24 protein-coding genes are annotated in these 16,947 nt (G+C 66.0%); 22 read left to right on the top strand and 2 right to left on the bottom strand.

All coding sequences use genetic code 11. The features are described from left to right. Nucleotides 1–78: 78 nt before the first annotated feature. The 13 genes from A5698_RS26825 to rpsQ all read left to right on the top strand — a co-directional run bounded on the left by A5698_RS26825 (nt 79) and on the right by rpsQ (nt 7,961). A complete protein-coding gene (locus A5698_RS26825; RefSeq protein ID WP_068303305.1) occupies nt 79–1,623 on the top strand; it encodes a carboxylesterase/lipase family protein in 1,545 nt (514 codons plus the stop codon). A gap of 4 nt (nt 1,624–1,627) precedes the next feature. After that, complete coding sequence (locus tag A5698_RS26820) at nt 1,628–2,044, top strand: YybH family protein (protein ID WP_084792641.1); 417 nt, start codon at nt 1,628–1,630, stop codon at nt 2,042–2,044. Nucleotides 2,045–2,380: 336 nt separating this feature from the next. Next, nucleotides 2,381–2,686: a 30S ribosomal protein S10 gene (rpsJ, locus tag A5698_RS26815; protein WP_003883485.1), complete on the top strand. Its 306-nt coding sequence runs from the start codon at nt 2,381–2,383 to the stop codon at nt 2,684–2,686. 12 nt (nt 2,687–2,698) lie between these two features. Then, nucleotides 2,699–3,376 carry a 50S ribosomal protein L3 gene (rplC, locus tag A5698_RS26810; RefSeq protein WP_068303302.1) on the top strand — a complete coding sequence of 226 codons (678 nt, stop codon included), beginning with the start codon at nt 2,699–2,701 and terminating at the stop codon, nt 3,374–3,376. After that, the gene (rplD, locus tag A5698_RS26805) at nt 3,373–4,056 is read left to right on the top strand and encodes a 50S ribosomal protein L4 (protein ID WP_068303299.1); all 684 of its coding nucleotides are present in this window, start codon (nt 3,373–3,375) and stop codon (nt 4,054–4,056) included. Before rplC ends, rplD begins: the two co-directional genes overlap by 4 nt. Continuing rightward, nucleotides 4,056–4,358: a 50S ribosomal protein L23 gene (gene rplW, locus A5698_RS26800; RefSeq protein WP_067091015.1), complete on the top strand. Its 303-nt coding sequence runs from the start codon at nt 4,056–4,058 to the stop codon at nt 4,356–4,358. Before rplD ends, rplW begins: the two co-directional genes overlap by 1 nt. A gap of 24 nt (nt 4,359–4,382) precedes the next feature. Then, the gene (gene rplB, locus A5698_RS26795) at nt 4,383–5,219 is read left to right on the top strand and encodes a 50S ribosomal protein L2 (RefSeq protein WP_067091022.1); all 837 of its coding nucleotides are present in this window, start codon (nt 4,383–4,385) and stop codon (nt 5,217–5,219) included. 20 nt (nt 5,220–5,239) lie between these two features. Continuing rightward, a complete protein-coding gene (gene rpsS / locus A5698_RS26790) occupies nt 5,240–5,521 on the top strand; it encodes a 30S ribosomal protein S19 (RefSeq protein WP_007167837.1) in 282 nt (93 codons plus the stop codon). Between the two features lie 28 nt (nt 5,522–5,549). Further along, a complete protein-coding gene (gene rplV / locus A5698_RS26785; RefSeq protein WP_068303297.1) occupies nt 5,550–6,134 on the top strand; it encodes a 50S ribosomal protein L22 in 585 nt (194 codons plus the stop codon). Next, nucleotides 6,134–7,006, top strand: a complete 873-nt coding sequence (rpsC, locus tag A5698_RS26780) for a 30S ribosomal protein S3 (protein WP_067091026.1) — start codon at nt 6,134–6,136, stop codon at nt 7,004–7,006. The genes rplV and rpsC overlap by 1 nt, the downstream gene beginning before the upstream one ends. Before the next feature lie 3 nt (nt 7,007–7,009). Beyond that, a complete protein-coding gene (rplP, locus tag A5698_RS26775; RefSeq protein ID WP_059101353.1) occupies nt 7,010–7,426 on the top strand; it encodes a 50S ribosomal protein L16 in 417 nt (138 codons plus the stop codon). Continuing rightward, nucleotides 7,426–7,659, top strand: coding sequence for a 50S ribosomal protein L29 (gene rpmC / locus A5698_RS26770; protein WP_059101354.1), 234 nt, complete (start codon nt 7,426–7,428; stop codon nt 7,657–7,659). The genes rplP and rpmC overlap by 1 nt, the downstream gene beginning before the upstream one ends. Then, entirely contained in the window at nt 7,659–7,961 is a 303-nt protein-coding gene (gene rpsQ, locus A5698_RS26765) for a 30S ribosomal protein S17 (RefSeq protein WP_067091031.1), read from the top strand. The genes rpmC and rpsQ overlap by 1 nt, the downstream gene beginning before the upstream one ends. 69 nt (nt 7,962–8,030) lie before the next feature. Here rpsQ and A5698_RS26760 read toward each other — a convergent pair whose 3' ends face one another. Further along, the gene (locus A5698_RS26760) at nt 8,031–9,575 is read right to left on the bottom strand and encodes an exopolysaccharide biosynthesis polyprenyl glycosylphosphotransferase (protein ID WP_068303294.1); all 1,545 of its coding nucleotides are present in this window, start codon (nt 9,573–9,575) and stop codon (nt 8,031–8,033) included. 140 nt (nt 9,576–9,715) lie between these two features. After that, nucleotides 9,716–10,426 carry a GAF domain-containing protein gene (locus A5698_RS26755; protein WP_068303291.1) on the bottom strand — a complete coding sequence of 237 codons (711 nt, stop codon included), beginning with the start codon at nt 10,424–10,426 and terminating at the stop codon, nt 9,716–9,718. Between the two features lie 204 nt (nt 10,427–10,630). Between A5698_RS26755 and A5698_RS26750 the strand changes: the two genes are divergently transcribed. The 9 genes from A5698_RS26750 to rplR all read left to right on the top strand — a co-directional run bounded on the left by A5698_RS26750 (nt 10,631) and on the right by rplR (nt 16,915). Then, complete coding sequence (locus A5698_RS26750) at nt 10,631–12,982, top strand: arylsulfatase (protein ID WP_068303288.1); 2,352 nt, start codon at nt 10,631–10,633, stop codon at nt 12,980–12,982. Between the two features lie 38 nt (nt 12,983–13,020). Then, nucleotides 13,021–13,713: a hypothetical protein gene (locus tag A5698_RS26745; protein WP_068303285.1), complete on the top strand. Its 693-nt coding sequence runs from the start codon at nt 13,021–13,023 to the stop codon at nt 13,711–13,713. Nucleotides 13,714–13,927: 214 nt separating this feature from the next. Further along, entirely contained in the window at nt 13,928–14,296 is a 369-nt protein-coding gene (rplN, locus tag A5698_RS26740; RefSeq protein ID WP_067091049.1) for a 50S ribosomal protein L14, read from the top strand. Continuing rightward, the gene (rplX, locus tag A5698_RS26735; RefSeq protein ID WP_067091052.1) at nt 14,297–14,614 is read left to right on the top strand and encodes a 50S ribosomal protein L24; all 318 of its coding nucleotides are present in this window, start codon (nt 14,297–14,299) and stop codon (nt 14,612–14,614) included. A 1-nt stretch (nt 14,615) separates the two neighbouring features. Next, nucleotides 14,616–15,179, top strand: coding sequence for a 50S ribosomal protein L5 (gene rplE, locus A5698_RS26730; RefSeq protein WP_067091055.1), 564 nt, complete (start codon nt 14,616–14,618; stop codon nt 15,177–15,179). Between the two features lie 3 nt (nt 15,180–15,182). Further along, a complete protein-coding gene (locus A5698_RS26725; protein ID WP_059101363.1) occupies nt 15,183–15,368 on the top strand; it encodes a type Z 30S ribosomal protein S14 in 186 nt (61 codons plus the stop codon). A 171-nt stretch (nt 15,369–15,539) separates the two neighbouring features. Continuing rightward, nucleotides 15,540–15,938, top strand: a complete 399-nt coding sequence (gene rpsH / locus A5698_RS26720) for a 30S ribosomal protein S8 (protein WP_068303282.1) — start codon at nt 15,540–15,542, stop codon at nt 15,936–15,938. 21 nt (nt 15,939–15,959) lie between these two features. Then, complete coding sequence (gene rplF / locus A5698_RS26715; protein WP_067298458.1) at nt 15,960–16,499, top strand: 50S ribosomal protein L6; 540 nt, start codon at nt 15,960–15,962, stop codon at nt 16,497–16,499. Nucleotides 16,500–16,501: 2 nt separating this feature from the next. Further along, complete coding sequence (rplR, locus tag A5698_RS26710) at nt 16,502–16,915, top strand: 50S ribosomal protein L18 (RefSeq protein ID WP_067298459.1); 414 nt, start codon at nt 16,502–16,504, stop codon at nt 16,913–16,915. Nucleotides 16,916–16,947: the final 32 nt, after the last annotated feature.

The following is a 16,947-nucleotide window of genomic DNA, read 5'->3' as shown; positions in this document are numbered from 1 at the left end:
CCCGCATCGGCTCAGTACGCTCGCGACGTGGCGAGTGGACTGGGTGGGCGGCCGGCCCGGCGCGGCCCCCGGCGCGCGATGGCGTTGCTCGTTCTGCTCGCCCTCGCGCTGTCCGGGTGCGGCCAGGGCGAGACCGCCGCCGTGGATGTGCCCGTCGATCCCGGGGTGGTGCGAACCGCCGCGGGCGCAGTGCGAGGGACTATCGCCGACGATCACCGTTACTTCGCCGGAATCCCTTATGCGGCACCGCCGGTCGGAGCGCTGCGTTGGCAGCCACCCGCGCCGGTAGCGCCGTGGGCGGGATTTCGCGACGCGACGCGCCCCGGCGCGCGGTGCATCCAGGACACCAGCTCCGACGTCGACCGGCGGCCACCCAGCGAGGACTGTCTGACCCTCAACGTCTGGACCCCGCCGCCCTCAGATGAGAAGCGTCCGGTGCTGGTGTGGATCCACGGCGGCAGCTTCCTCAACGGCAGCGGCGACATCTACCCAGCACGACGCATGGCCGAGCGCGGCATCGTCGTCGTCACGATCAACTACCGACTCGGCGCCCTGGGCTTCCTCGCCCACCCGGCGTTCGGCTCCGGCGGTGATGTCGGAAACTACGGCCTCGCCGACCAGCAGGCCGCGCTGCGCTGGGTCCGCGACAACATCGCCGGATTCGGCGGCGATCCCGACAAGGTCACCATCGCGGGCGAGTCGGCGGGCGGGATGGCGGTGTGCGACCACCTCGTCGCTCCTGGATCGCGCGGCCTGTTCAACGCGGCGATCATCCAGAGCGCGCCATGTCAGGCGCAGTACGACCTGCCCGCCGCCCAGCAGGCCAGCGTCGCCTACGCGGCAGACGTTGGATGCGCCGATCCCCGCGTCGCCGCGGACTGCCTTCGGTCGCTACCCGCGGACCGTTTGCAAAAGCCGCTCACCTACGCCCGATTCGGCACGGAACGGCTGAGCGGTCCGGTCGCGGGCACCGAGGCGCTGCCCGAGAACTCGTTCGCCGCGATCACCGACGGTAAGGCCGCCCGCGTGCCGGTCATGATCGGCACCACCGCGGACGAATTCGCCTTGTTCGCCGCGCTGCAGACGCTGGGCGGCCGCCCGTTCGACGCTGGTCACTACCCCGAACTGCTGGCCCTGGCGTTCGGGCCGCATGCCCCCGCCGTGGCGGAGCGGTATCCGCCCGACCGGTACGGCGGCAACGTCGCGCTGGCGTACTCGGCGGCGGTGACTTCTGCCGACTTCGCGTGCGTGGCCGACCGGATGGCCGGCGCCATGGCGGACCGGCCGGTCTATGCATACGAGTTCGGCGACCAAGACGCGCCTGCGCCCGAACCGCTGCACGCAGCACCGTTCCCGATCGGGGCGGCGCACTCGCTGGAGTTGCGGTATCTGTTCGACGTCGGCGGTGCGACGGCGCTGAGCCCCGCGCAAGAGCGACTGTCCGACGAGATGATCGACTACTGGGCGCGGTTCGTCGCAACCGGGTCGCCAGGACCCGACTGGCCGAAGCTGGCGAATTCCCCTGCGGGAGAGCGGATGTCATTGGAACCAAACGGCAACCGCGTCATCACGGACTTCGCCGAAAAACACCAGTGCGCTTTCTGGGCGGGTCTGCGAGGCTGATCGCGTGCCGACCCCTGACCCCGAACGCTTCGCCGACGACTGGGTGCGCGCGTGGAACGCGCACGATGTCGAGGCCGTGCTCGCGCATTTCACCGACGACGTGCTGTTCACCTCGCCGGTCGCCGCGCGGGTGTTACCGCCGACCGGGGGAGTGGTGCGCGGCAAGGATGCGTTGCGTCAGTACTGGGTCGCGGCGTTGGCTACCCAGCCGGATCTGCACTTCGAGGTCGTCGGCGTCTACCGCGGTGAGTCGACGTTGGTGATCAACTACCGCAATCACCGCGGCGGACTGGTCAACGAGGTCCTCATCTTCGGTGCCCACGGACTCGTCCGCGAGGGCCACGGCACCTACCGCGACCGATCGCCAGACGCGATATGTAGAGGTCGCAGCGGCCCGGGCGGCATACTTACTGCGCGGTAAGGTCGACTGCGGCCGCCGGCGTCCCCGCAGCCGGGTTTCCCGTGGCCAGGGATTTGGAGCGTGCCGTTTTCTAGGGCATACTGTTCGGGTTGCCTTGAGCCGGGACGGTGCCTGTTCGGACCGCGTGGCCGGGGCATACGACCGGCGCCCAACCGGGCGCATCCGGTGCCAATCTCGATCGCGACGATTTTCGGAGCGGACGAGTGCGTGTGCGGGCGACACACCCGACCGCGGGGACCGGTGGACCACAGACAGAAGAACAGCGGCGGCATAGCAGCATGACTGCGCCGGTGAGAGCGGCCCAACCGGGCCCAGTATGAGTGAGGTAGGAGAAGCGTGGCGGGACAGAAGATCCGCATCAGGCTCAAGGCCTACGACCACGAGGCGATCGACGCCTCGGCGCGCAAGATCGTGGAAACGGTCACCAGAACCGGCGCCAGCGTGGTTGGTCCTGTGCCGCTGCCGACTGAGAAGAACGTGTACTGCGTCATCCGGTCCCCGCACAAGTACAAGGACTCGCGGGAGCACTTCGAGATGCGCACTCACAAGCGGCTGATCGACATCCTCGACCCGACGCCGAAGACCGTTGACGCTCTGATGCGCATCGATCTGCCGGCCAGCGTCGACGTCAACATCCAGTAGGAGAACCAGAACATGGCTAGCGGTAGTAAATCCGCCGCCCCGCGGCGAGGCATTCTGGGCACCAAGCTGGGCATGACACAGGTGTTCGACGAGAACAACCGGGTCGTGCCGGTGACGGTCGTCAAGGCCGGGCCTAACGTGGTGACGCGCATCCGTACGCCGGAGCGCGACGGGTACAGCGCTGTGCAGCTGGCCTACGGCGAGATCAGCCCTCGGAAGGTGAACAAGCCTGTGACGGGCCAGTATTCGGCCGCCGGGGTGAACCCGCGCCGGCATCTGGCCGAGTTGCGGCTCGATGACGAGTCCGCCGTCGCCGAATACGAGGTCGGTCAGGAGCTGACCGCCGAGATCTTCGCCGACGGCGCCTATGTCGACGTGACCGGCACCAGCAAGGGCAAGGGTTTCGCCGGCACGATGAAGCGGCACGGCTTCCGCGGTCAGGGCGCCAGCCACGGCGCGCAGGCTGTGCACCGCCGCCCCGGCTCCATCGGTGGCTGCGCCACACCGGGCCGGGTGTTCAAGGGCACGCGTATGTCGGGCCGTATGGGCAACGACCGCGTGACGACGCAGAACCTGTTGGTGCACAAGGTCGATGCCGAGAACGGCGTGCTGTTGATCAAGGGCGCTATCCCCGGCCGTAACGGCGGGCTCGTGATGGTCCGCAGCGCAATCAAGAGGAGCGAGAAGTGACCGCGGACGCGAGGAGCAACACAGGCGGAGCTCTCAAAGTTGATGTCCACACCCCGGCGGGTAAGAAGGACGGCTCCGTCGAGCTGCCCGCCGAGCTGTTCGACGTCGAGGCGAACATCGCGCTGATGCACCAGGTGGTGACGGCGCAGTTGGCCGCGGCACGGCAGGGCACGCACTCCACCAAGACCCGCGGTGAGGTCTCCGGCGGCGGCAAGAAGCCGTACCGGCAGAAGGGCACCGGCCGCGCGCGTCAGGGCTCGATCCGCGCCCCGCAGTTCTCCGGCGGTGGCACGGTGCACGGTCCCAAGCCGCGCGACTACAGCGAGCGGACCCCGAAGAAGATGATCCGCGCCGCTTTGCGCGGTGCGCTGTCGGACCGCGCGCGCAACGACCGGATCCACGCGGTCACCGAGATCGTCGAGGGTCAGACCCCGTCGACCAAGAGCGCCAAGGCGTTCCTGGCCACGCTGACCGATCGCCGCAAGGTGCTTCTGGTCATCGGCCGCACCGACGAGGTGGGCGCCAAGAGCGTGCGCAATCTCCCCGGCGTGCACGTGCTTTCGCCCGATCAGCTCAACACCTACGACGTGCTGAACGCTGACGACGTGATCTTCAGTGTCGAGGCGCTCAACGCCTACATCAGCGCCAACCAGACTGCGAAAGAGGAGGTGTCGGCCTGATGGCGACCGTCACTGATCCCCGCGACATCATCCTGTCGCCGGTCATCTCCGAGAAGTCGTACGGGTTGATCGAGGACAACGTCTACACGTTCGTCGTGCATCCCGACTCGAACAAGACGCAGATCAAGATCGCGATCGAGAAGATCTTCGGCGTCAAGGTCGACTCGGTGAACACCGCCAACCGGCAGGGCAAGCGCAAGCGCACCCGGACCGGATACGGGAAGCGCAAGAGCACCAAGCGCGCCATCGTGACGCTGGCCGCAGGCAGCAAGCCCATCGACCTGTTCGGAGCGCCGGCCTAGCCGGCAGAAAGAACTTAGAGAATCATGGCAATTCGTAAGTACAAGCCGACGACCCCAGGTCGCCGCGGTGCCAGCGTCTCCGATTTCGCTGAGATCACCCGCGACCATCCGGAGAAGTCGCTGGTTCGTCCGCTGCACGGTCGGGGCGGCCGAAACGCACACGGGCGCATCACCACTCGGCACAAGGGTGGCGGGCACAAGCGCGCCTACCGGGTGATCGACTTCCGTCGCAACGACAAGGACGGCGTCAACGCCAAGGTCGCGCACATCGAGTACGACCCGAACCGCACCGCGAACATCGCACTGCTGCACTACCTCGACGGCGAGAAGCGCTACATCATCGCCCCCGAGGGTCTCAAGCAGGGCACCATCGTCGAGTCGGGTCCGAACGCCGACATCAAGCCGGGCAACAATCTTCCGCTGCGCAACATCCCCGCGGGCACGCTCGTGCACGCGGTCGAGTTGCGACCGGGCGGCGGAGCCAAGCTCGCGCGTTCGGCCGGGTCCAGCATTCAGCTGCTGGGCAAGGAGGGCACTTACGCATCGCTGCGTATGCCGTCCGGTGAGATCCGCCGCGTCGACGTGCGCTGCCGCGCCACCGTCGGTGAGGTCGGCAACGCCGAGCAGGCGAACATCAACTGGGGCAAGGCCGGCCGCATGCGGTGGAAGGGCAAGCGTCCCACCGTCCGTGGCGTCGTGATGAACCCGGTCGACCACCCGCACGGTGGCGGTGAGGGTAAGACCTCCGGTGGTCGCCACCCGGTGAGCCCGTGGGGTAAGCCCGAAGGCCGTACCCGCAAGCCCAACAAAGCGAGCAACAAGCTCATCGTCCGTCGCCGGCGCACCGGCAAGAAGCGCTGAGAGTAGGCAGGTAAAGGAATATGCCACGCAGCCTGAAGAAGGGTCCGTTCGTCGACGACCATCTGTTGAAGAAGGTCGACGCACAGAACGAGAAGAACACCAAGCAGGTCATCAAGACCTGGTCGCGTCGGTCGACCATCATCCCCGACTTCATCGGGCACACCTTTGCGGTGCATGACGGCCGCAAGCATGTCCCGGTGTTCGTCACCGAGGCGATGGTGGGTCACAAGCTCGGCGAGTTCGCCCCGACCCGCACATTCAAGGGTCACATCAAGGACGACCGGAAGGCTAAGCGCCGATGAGCGCTTGCGCGAAGAGCAAAGGCTTTTGATGAGTATCACGACTGAATATCCGTCTGCCGTCGCCAAGGCGCGCTTCGTGCGCGTGTCGGCGACGAAGGCGCGCCGGGTCATTGACCTGGTGCGCGGCAAGTCGGTGTCCGAAGCGCTGGACATCCTGCGGTGGGCGCCGCAGGCGGCCAGCGAGCCGGTCGCCAAGGTCATCGCGAGCGCGGCGGCCAATGCGCAGAACAACGAGGGCCTGGATCCGTCCACCCTCGTGGTCGCCACCGTCTACGCCGACGAGGGCCCGACCGCCAAGCGCATCCGGCCGCGCGCCCAGGGCCGTGCTTTCCGGATCCGCAAGCGCACCAGCCACATCACGGTGGTCCTGGAAAGCCGAGTGAGCCAGGAGCAGCGTGGCAGCGGCCAGTCGGCCAGCGCGGCGCGCGCACGTCGCGCTCAGGGCAGCAAGGCCAAGAGCGCTGAAGCGGCCACGAAGGCACCCGCCAACAAGGCCGCCCAGAACTCTCCAGCCAAGAAGTCAGCGCCCAAGAAGTCGGCAGAGGCGAAGGCCAGCACCAAGGCCGAGAAGTCGACTGCTGAAGCGTCCGATGCGAAGGAGGGCTCGGAGTAGTGGGCCAGAAAATCAATCCCCACGGCTTCCGGCTCGGTATCACCACCGACTGGAAGTCCCGGTGGTACGCCGATAAGCAGTACAAGGATTACGTCAAGGAAGACGTGGCGATCCGACGGCTGCTGGCCACCGGTCTCGAGCGCGCCGGCATCGCCGACGTGGAGATCGAGCGCACCCGCGACCGCGTGCGCGTCGACATCCACACCGCTCGTCCTGGCATCGTGATCGGCCGCCGTGGCACCGAAGCCGACCGCATTCGCGCCGATCTGGAGAAGCTGACCGGCAAGCAGGTGCAGCTGAACATCCTCGAGGTCAAGAACCCCGAGTCGCAGGCGCAGTTGGTGGCCCAGGGCGTCGCCGAGCAGCTGTCCAACCGCGTGGCGTTCCGCCGCGCCATGCGCAAGGCGATCCAGTCCGCGATGCGGCAGCCGAACGTCAAGGGCATCCGCGTGCAGTGCTCGGGCCGCCTCGGTGGCGCCGAGATGAGCCGCTCGGAGTTCTACCGCGAAGGTCGGGTGCCGCTGCACACGCTGCGCGCCGACATCGACTACGGCCTGTACGAGGCCAAGACCACCTTCGGCCGTATCGGCGTGAAGGTGTGGATCTACAAGGGCGACATCGTCGGTGGCAAGCGTGAGCTGGCCGCTGCGGTGCCCGCGGGTGCGGATCGTCCGCGTCGCGAGCGTCCGTCGGGCACCCGGCCTCGCCGTAGCGGCGCGTCGGGCACCACCGCGACGAGCACCGAAGCCGGCCGGGCGGCCACCGGCGGTTCCGAGAGCGGCACCGCTCCGGCAGGCAGTGTGGCAGACAACGCCGCGGCTGCGCAGGCAGCGGCTGCGGTCGAGACGCCCACGGAAAACACGGAGAGCTGAATCATGTTGATTCCCCGCAAGGTCAAGCACCGTAAGCAACACCACCCGAGACAGCGCGGCATCGCCAGCGGCGGCACGACGGTGAGCTTCGGTGACTATGGCATCCAGGCGTTGGAACACGCCTACATCACCAACCGGCAGATCGAGTCGGCTCGTATCGCGATCAACCGGCACATCAAGCGTGGCGGCAAGGTGTGGATCAACATCTTCCCGGACCGCCCGCTGACCAAGAAGCCGGCCGAGACCCGCATGGGTTCCGGCAAGGGTTCGCCGGAGTGGTGGGTGGCCAACGTCAAGCCAGGTCGCGTGCTCTTCGAGCTGAGCTACCCCGACGAGGCGACCGCCCGGGCCGCGCTGACCCGTGCGATCCACAAGCTGCCGATCAAGGCACGCATCGTTACCCGAGAGGAGCACTTCTGATGGCAGTGGGAGTGACGCCGGGCGAACTGCGCGAGCTGACCGACGACGAACTGAAGGATCGGCTGCGCGAGTCCAAGGAAGAGCTGTTCAACCTGCGCTTCCAGATGGCGACCGGCCAGTTGTCGAACAACCGCCGGCTTCGCACGGTGCGTCAGGAAATCGCGCGTGTGTACACCGTGCTGCGCGAACGTGAGTTGGGTCTGGCCTCCGGACCCGTGGGTGAGGATTCGTAATGGCAGAGAACAAAGGGGCAGGCCCCAAGTACACGCCGCGTAAGGAAGAAGAGCGCGGCCGGCGTAAGACGGCCATCGGTTACGTGGTGTCGGACAAGATGCAGAAGACCATCGTGGTCGAGCTGGAAGATCGTAAGAGCCACCCGCTCTACGGCAAGATCATCCGCACCACCAAGAAGGTCAAGGCGCACGACGAAAACGACATCGCGGGCATCGGCGACCGGGTGTCGCTGATGGAGACCCGTCCGCTGTCGGCGACCAAGCGCTGGCGGCTCGTCGAGATCCTCGAGAAGGCCAAATAGGGCGCACCGCCAACGGAAACCCCCGCACGTAATGTGTCGGGGGTTTTTCGGTTTTGGTCGTGCGGGGGTTCAGTCTTCGGCGGGCCGGAGCACCGCGAGGACCGTCAAGACCAAAATCTTGAGATCGAGGAACAGCGTCCAGTTGTCGATGTAGTAGTTGTCCCACTCGGCGCGGTCGGCGATCGACGTCTGCCCACGGAAACCGTGGACCTGAGCCCAGCCCGTCATACCCGCCTTCACCCTGTGGCGCTGGCCGTAGCGACGCACGTGCATCTCGAACAACTCGACGAACTCCGGCCGTTCCGGCCGGGGGCCCACAAGGCTCATCTCGCCGCGCAGCACGTTGACCAACTGGGGCAGTTCGTCCAGCGACGCCCTGCGCATGATGCGGCCGATCCGCGTGCGTCGGTCCGAACCCTCGACTCCTCCGGGCGCCGTGCCTTCGTCCAGGTCGAAATCCGTCTCCGACGCGTCAGGCTGGCGCATGGTGCGGAACTTCAAACAACCGAAGACTTTTCCGTCGCGGCCGATCCGCGGTTGGGCGAATAAGATCGGGCCCGGCGAACTGAACTTCACGGCTAGGGCGAGGACAGCGAGCAGAGGCGAGATCAGTACGAGCCCGATCAGGGAAGCGACGCGATCGACGCAATGTTTGACGGCGAACTGCCAGCCCTTCGGATCGACGCGAGTGAGCACCATCAGCGGTACGCCGCCCATGTGCTCGATCCGGGTGCCGGTGCCGACGACGTCCATCAGCCGCGGGACCACCCGAACGCGCATCCCGAGTTCCTGAGCCAGCTGGGCGGTGCGTGCCAGCTGTTCGTCGGGCAGCTGGGACGGAGCGATGACGAGCTCCTCGGCGCGTGTAGCGCGCGCAGCGGCCTCGAGGTCGTGTGTGCGGCCGAGGTAAGGCACGTCGAACATCTCGACGTCTTGCGGCCGGAAATCGTCCAGCACACCCACGGGCCACATGCCGTAGTCGCGGATTTCACGCATGCGGGCGATGAGTTGGTGGGCGACCGGATCGGAGCCGACGATCAGTGCGGGCCTGCCGACCTGCCATTTCCGCCGCAGCCATCGGTTCACCAACGACCTCGACAGGCGCACTGCCGGTACGAGAAGAGCCGCGCAGAGCCAGATCTTCAGGACGATCTCGCTCGGGCGCACGTACGGGGACAGAACCTCGCCGATCGGGAGGCGCGGCACCAAGAGCACCATGATGGTCAACGTCCCCAGAGCGGCCAACGCTATCGAGGTTGCGACGGGCTCGAACTGGTCGAGGAATCCTTCGTTCAGCTTCTGTCGGTACATCGACCGGGCGCCCATCACGATGAGCAGCATTGGGATGAAGAGCCACGAGGTCAGCGCGACGTTGCGCTCGTTCTCCAAATCGCCAGGAATCCACCAATGCGCCAGGACAACCGCGGCCACCGCGGGGACGGCGTCGAGCACCACCGTGATCACGGAGTACCAGGGATCGACGCGAAGGACCTCGACCCAGCGCGGCGTTCGGTTACCGAGCGATCCATGAGCCGGATCCGGCACGACCGTCAGCTGCGGAACGGTCCGCTGGCTACTTGACGCGTGGTCCGAAACATCGGCCTTAAGCTGCATTTATCACTCTCTTGAACGGAAGTGGCAACTCATACTAGGGGTACTTTACCCACCAGTACGTCAATATGACTCGCCAACCCGTTGTCCGAAGGCGCCGCGCCTCGAAACACAACGACGGCGTGTTAGCTGGGGCATACGCGTCATGGGCTCGGGCTTTGCCCGAACATGCGCTCCACGGCAAGTTGCGCCAGGTCGCTCAAGATCTGGACGTGGCCCGTGCCCCACTGCCGGGGCTTGCTGTCGGACACACACAACGTGCCGATTGCGCGGCCCTCATGATCAATCAAGGGAATGCCGAGGTATGCAGCCATCGCACCGCCCCGGACCACCGGATGGTTGCTGAACACGGGGTCGATCCTGGCGTCCTCGAGCACGAGGGGGGTGCCGTCGGCGACCGTGTACTGGCAGATGGATTGGTCGAACGGCATCTGCCGCTCCTCGATTGACAGCTTGCCCATCCCAGCGGTGCTCTTGTAATACGTGCGGTCGGCATCGACCAGGGTCACGGCCGCGAAGGGCGTATGCAGCGCTTCGGCGGCTGCCTGGGTGATGCGGTCGTAGGCAGGGTCCGGCGGCGTATCCATGAGTCCGGTGGAGTGCAGGGACCTCAGCCTGTCGGGGTCCGTGACGGCGGCCGATACGTCCGGCATCTCGTCGCTGGCGAGCACCCCGGACTGCGAGAGGTGGGCAAGCAGTTCCTTCGCCGAAACCTTCGTGCGCATCTGGTCGGCGACCATCTGCGACGCGACCGCGCGCGCGACATAGGACTCGACATCAAGGCCGGCGTTGCGCGCGCACTCTTCGAGTGAGCGGTTGAGCCACTCATCGAAGGCCTGCAGCGACTTGGTCACAAGAGCGAACGGTATACGAAAGGGCTGGTCTTCAAGTGATATCGCCCCATGCCGGAGGGGTCCCGCTGCCGTGGCTTCCTGTGGGACAAACCCTTTGACAGGGGCACAACTCGCGTTGATGAGGTCGTCGTCAGATCGTCAGCTAACCGAGACGCCCCGGGTGTAATCTCCGGGCCAACCTTCGACGCGACACCGAGGCGGGGCATGGCGACCGAATTCAACGGCAAGATCGAACTCGACATCCGAGACTCCGAACCGGACTGGGGACCCTACGCCGCGCCCACCGCCCCCGACGGCGCACCCAACATCCTGTACCTCGTGTGGGACGACATCGGGATCGCCACATGGGACTGCTTCGGCGGCCTGGTCGAGATGCCGGCGATGAGCCGTATCGCCGAACGCGGCGTTCGGCTCTCGCAGTTCCACACCACCGCGCTCTGCTCGCCGACCCGCGCCTCACTGTTGACCGGACGAAATCCGACGACCGTCGGCATGGCCACCATCGAAGAGTTCACCGACGGCTTTCCCGGCTGCAACGGCCGGATTCCGTTCGACACCGCGCTGCTGCCCGAGGTGCTCGTCGAGCATGGATACAACACCTACTGCGTGGGAAAGTGGCATCTGACCCCCCTCGAGGAGTCGAATCTGGCTTCCGCCAAGCGACATTGGCCGCTGTCGCGTGGCTTCGAGCGCTTCTACGGGTTCATGGGCGGTGAGACGGACCAGTGGTATCCGGACCTGGTTTACGACAACCATCCCGTTGCTCCGCCGGGGACACCGGAAGAGGGCTACCACCTGTCAAAAGACCTGGCGGACAGGACGATCGAGTTCATCCGCGACGCGAAGGTCATCGCACCGGACAAACCGTGGTTTTCCTACGTGTGTCCAGGAGCCGGCCACGCGCCGCATCACGTCTTCAAGGAGTGGGCCGACCGCTACGCCGGCAAGTTCGACATGGGCTACGAGCGTTACCGCGAGATCGTGCTCGAGAACCAGAAGAGGCTCGGTATCGTCCCCGCCGATACTGAACTCTCACCGATGAATCCGTATGGAGACGTCACGGGACCCAACGGTGAACCGTGGCCGGAGCAGGACTCGGTGCGTCCCTGGGGCGACCTCAGTGACGACGAGAAACGCCTCTTCTCCCGCATGGCCGAGGTGTTCGCCGGCTTCCTGTCGTACACCGACGCCCAGATCGGCCGCATCCTCGACTATCTGGAGGAGTCGGGTCAGCTCGACAACACGATCATCGTCGTCATCTCCGACAACGGGGCGAGCGGAGAAGGCGGACCGAACGGCTCGGTCAACGAGGTCAAGTTCTTCAACGGCTACATCGACACGGTCGAGGACGGTCTAAGGCTGCTCGACAATCTCGGCGGACCGGAGACCTACAACCACTATCCGACCGGCTGGGCGATGGCGTTCAACGCCCCCTACAAGCTCTTCAAGCGCTACGCGTCGCACGAGGGCGGAATCGCCGACCCCGCAATCATCTCCTGGCCCAAGGGCATCGCCGCGCACGGCGAGGTACTGGACACCTACATCAACGTCTGCGACGTCACCCCGACGATCTACGAACTGCTGGGAATCACGCCGCCGGAGACGGTCAGGGGAGTGCCGCAAAAGCCGTTGGACGGTGTGAGTTTCGAGGCGGCGCTCAAAGATTCGTCGGCCGCGACCGACAAGCACACGCAGTTCTACACGATGCTCGGCACGCGGGGAATCTGGCATGACGGCTGGTTCGCCAACACCGTCCACGCCGCCTCCCCGGCCGGTTGGTCGCACTTCGACAAAGACCGGTGGGAGCTGTTCCACCTCGAAAGCGATCGCAGCCAGTGCCACGATCTGGCCGCCGAAAAGCCGGACAAGCTCGAAGAACTCAAGAAACTGTGGTTCGCCGAAGCCGACAAGTACAACGGGCTGCCGCTGGGCGACCTCAACATCTTCGACACCATATCCCGGTGGCGGCCCAGCCTCGCCGGGCAGCGCGAGTCCTACGTCTACTACCCCGGAACGGCCGACGTCGGCACCGGCGCGGCGGCCGAGATCATGGGACGGTCGTTCTCGGTGATGGCCGAGATGACGATCGACACCTCCGGCGCGGAGGGTGTGATCTTCAAACACGGTGGCGCACACGGGGGACACGTGATGTTCATTCAGGACGGCCGGCTCCACTACGTCTACAACTTCCTGGGCGAACAGGAACAACAGCTGTCAACGCCGGACCCGATACCGTTGGGGCGGCATGTTTTCGGGGTCGCGTACGTGCGCACCGGAACCGCAGAGGGCAGCCACACTCCGTTGGGAGACGCTGCGCTCTACATCGACGACCAACAGGTCGCGACGTTCAGCGGCATGCGTGTGCATCCGGGGACGTTCGGGCTCGCCGGTGCCAGTCTGAGCATCGGCAGAAACGCGGGATCCCCGGTCTCGCGGTCGTACAAGCCGCCGTTCGCCTTCACCGGTGGCACCATCACCCAGGTGAACATCGACGTCTCGGGTAAGCCGTACGTCGATGTGGAGAGGGAGTTCGCGCGCGCTTTCGCGCAGGACTGAGGACCGCGCAGGACTGAGGACAAGGCGGGATCCAGCTCATGAAAAACGCCGTGTGGCCGACGATCGCGATGACATGTCTGCTCACATCGTGCGTCGACAACAGCGAGGGCACGCCGATCGCGGAAGAGGCCGTCGTCTCCGATACGACCATCTCCGCCACCACCGCCCCGCCGTCGTCGACCACGAGCGCCGCTGCTGAACCCGATACCGAACAGCCCGGCATCGTGCCGACCACCGCGGTGCCTTCGCCGACGGGCGTCGCCTGCGATGTGCCCAAGCCGCCCTACGAAGAGGCGTCCGTGCCCGATCCGGCCGCGCCGAAGATCACGGTGGTGCTCCCCGCGGGATGGTCGACCGCGCCGGGACAGGGTGACGTCGGCCTTCGGCTGACCGGTCCGGACGGGATGTCGGCGTCGGTCACCATCGCCAGGACGACGCTGCCGCCCGCCGAGGCCTTCGACCGCTTTGCCGATGACGCCATGGCCGCCTCCGACATCAGCACCCTGAGCGTGCTGCCGGCGGAACTGTGCGGCTTCAGCGGCCAGAAGCTGCTCGGATCGTGGGCGGACTCCCCGGAACACGCTGTCGAGTTCGGCGACCGGCTGGCCCATATCCCGACGACCAGCGGCGACTACCTGGTCGCGGTGCACGTCGAGGCCCCGGCGCAGGGTGCGGCCTTCGACCCGCTGACCTCGCCGCTGCTGGGCGACTTCGGCATCGTCATACCCTGACGGCGTCGACGCACGAGCCCGCCCGTGGGGCAGGGGGCCGCTGATCAGCGGCGATTTGGTTTCCTGCAGGTCCTCCCATAGAATCAGGCGGTTGCCTTAGGCAGACCTCGGCCAGTCGTTCCGGCAGGCCCCGCGTGCTCATAGGTGACAGCAAGACCGCGCACGTCCAGGTCGGTATCTGGCGTGCATACAAAAACCAGGTCGAGGAGATCGAGTGATTCAGCAGGAATCGCGGCTCAAGGTCGCCGACAACACGGGCGCCAAGGAGATCTTGTGCATCCGTGTGCTCGGTGGCTCGTCGCGACGCTACGCCGGCATCGGCGATGTCATCGTGGCGACCGTCAAGGACGCCATTCCGGGCGGCAACGTCAAGCGCGGTGATGTGGTGAAGGCCGTCGTCGTGCGCACCGTCAAGGAACGCCGCCGGGCCGACGGCAGCTACATCAAGTTCGACGAGAACGCCGCCGTCATCATCAAGCCCGACAACGACCCGCGTGGTACGCGCATCTTCGGGCCGGTCGGCCGCGAACTGCGCGAGAAGCGCTTCATGAAGATCGTCTCGCTCGCTCCGGAGGTGTTGTAGATGAAGGTCCACAAGGGCGACACCGTCCTGGTCATCTCCGGTAAAGACAAGGGCGCCAAGGGCAAGGTGCTGGTCGCCTACCCGACCCGCAACAAGGTGCTGGTCGAGGGCGTCAACCGGATCAAGAAGCACACGGCGGTGTCGAGCAACGAGCGCGGCGCCAAGTCCGGCGGCATCGTCACCCAGGAGGCGCCGATCGACGCCTCCAACGTGATGGTCGTCGACTCCGACGGCAAGCCCACCCGCGTCGCATACCGGGTTGACGAGGAGACGGGCAAGAAGGTCCGCATCGCCAAGACCAACGGCAAGGACATCTGAGATGACTACAGCTGAGAAAACACTGCCGCGCCTCAAGCAGCGCTACCGCGAGGAGATCCGCGACGCGCTGGCCAAGGAGTTCGGCTACGCCAACGTCATGCAGATTCCGGGCGTGGTCAAGGTCGTCGTCAACATGGGCGTCGGCGACGCCGCCCGCGACGCCAAGCTGATCAACGGCGCGGTCAACGACCTCGCGCTGATCACCGGCCAGAAGCCGGAGGTCCGCCGGGCCCGCAAGTCCATCGCGCAGTTCAAGCTTCGCGAGGGCATGCCGATCGGTGCCCGCGTCACGCTGCGCGGCGACCGGATGTGGGAGTTCCTCGACCGGCTGATCTCGATCGCGCTCCCGCGTATCCGCGACTTCCGCGGCCTGTCGCCCAAGCAGTTCGACGGCACCGGCAACTACACCTTCGGTCTGACCGAACAGTCGGTGTTCCACGAGATCGACGTGGACTCCATCGACCGTCCCCGTGGCATGGACATCACCGTCGTCACCTCGGCGACGACCGACGACGAAGGACGAGCGCTGCTGCGGGCGCTGGGCTTTCCGTTCAAGGAGAACTGAGTAATGGCAAAGAAGGCACTGGTCAACAAGGCCAACAAGAAGCCGAAGTTCAAGGTGCGCGCCTATACCCGCTGCCAGCGCTGCGGGCGTCCGCACGCCGTCTTCCGCAAGTTCGGCCTGTGCCGGATCTGCCTGCGCGAAATGGCGCACGCCGGCGAACTGCCCGGCGTGCAGAAGAGCAGCTGGTAATCCAGCTCAACAGACCAGACCAACCAAACAAGTTGCGGCAGGCCCGGATACCGGGAACCACCGCGAGAAAGGTGAGACCGCTGTCATGACCGCTATGACGACGATGCGGTGGGGGTGCCCCCAGCAGCGCAGCTGCGAGGGGGACGCAGCCACGAAGAGGAGCAGCGCTCGATGACTATGACGGACCCGATCGCAGACTTCTTGACGCGTCTGCGCAACGCCAATTCGGCGTACCACGACGAGGTGACACTGCCCCACTCCAAGATCAAGGCCAACATCGCCGAGATCCTGAAGCGCGAGGGCTACATCGCCGACTACCGCACCGAGGAAGCTCGGGTCGGCAAGTCCCTCATCGTGCAACTGAAGTACGGCCCCAGCCGGGAGCGAAGCATCGCCGGTCTGCGCCGCGTGTCCAAGCCTGGTCTGCGGGTGTACGCGAAATCCACCAACCTGCCGCGGGTTCTCGGCGGCCTCGGCGTGGCGATCATCTCCACGTCGTCGGGGCTCCGAACCGACCGCCAGGCAGCCCAAGAGGGCGTGGGCGGCGAAGTCCTCGCGTACGTGTGGTAGGCGAGAGGGAGTAGAGCTCAAATGTCGCGTATTGGAAAGCAGCCGGTCCCGGTCCCCAGCGGGGTCGACGTCTCGATCGACGGACAGAACGTGTCGGTCAAGGGACCCAAGGGGACCCTCGAACTGTCGGTGGCCGACCCGATCCGGGTGTCCCGTGACGACGACGGCGCCATCGTGGTGACGCGTCCGGACGACGAGCGGCGCAGCCGCTCGCTGCACGGTCTGTCGCGCACCCTGGTGGCGAACCTGATCACCGGCGTCACCGAGGGTTACACCACCAAGATGGAGATCTTCGGCGTCGGTTACCGCGTGCAGCTCAAGGGGTCCAACCTCGAGTTCGCGTTGGGCTACAGCCACCCGGTGACGATCAACGCGCCCGAGGGTGTGACGTTCGCGGTGGAGACGCCGACGAAGTTCTCGATCTCCGGCATCGACAAGCAGAAGGTCGGCCAGGTCGCGGCGAACATCCGCCGCTTGCGCAAGAGCGACCCCTACAAGGGCAAGGGGATTCGCTACGAGGGCGAGCAGATCCGCCGCAAGGTCGGAAAGACAGGTAAGTAGAAATGGCTTCAACCACAAAGGATTCGGCAGCGCCTGCGCGCAAGCCCGTGGGCCAGAACATCTCCGAGACCCGTCGGGTGGCGCGGCTGCGTCGCCATGCTCGGTTGCGCAAGAAGATCTCCGGCACGGCAGAGGTGCCGCGGTTGGTGGTCAACCGTTCGTCGCGGCACATCCACGTGCAGCTGGTGAACGATCTCGAAGGCACCACGTTGGCCGCCGCGTCCTCGATCGAGGCCGACGTGCGGGCGGTCGACGGGGACAAGAAGGCGCACAGCGTGCGGGTCGGTCAGCTGATCGCCGAGCGCGCGAAGGCCGCAGGGATCGACAAGGTCGTGTTCGACCGCGGGGGTTACACCTACGGCGGACGGATCGCGGCGCTGGCCGATGCGGCGCGCGAGGGCGGACTGCAATTCTGATGACTGACTTCAACACAATGGGAAGGACTGCA

It is taken from the genome of Mycobacterium sp. E136 (genome assembly GCF_001666865.1).
In the GTDB taxonomy this organism is placed as follows: Bacteria; Actinomycetota; Actinomycetes; order Mycobacteriales; family Mycobacteriaceae; genus Mycobacterium.
The sequence above is the reverse complement of the archived record's forward strand: the minus strand, read 5'-3'. Positions and strand labels throughout refer to the sequence as shown.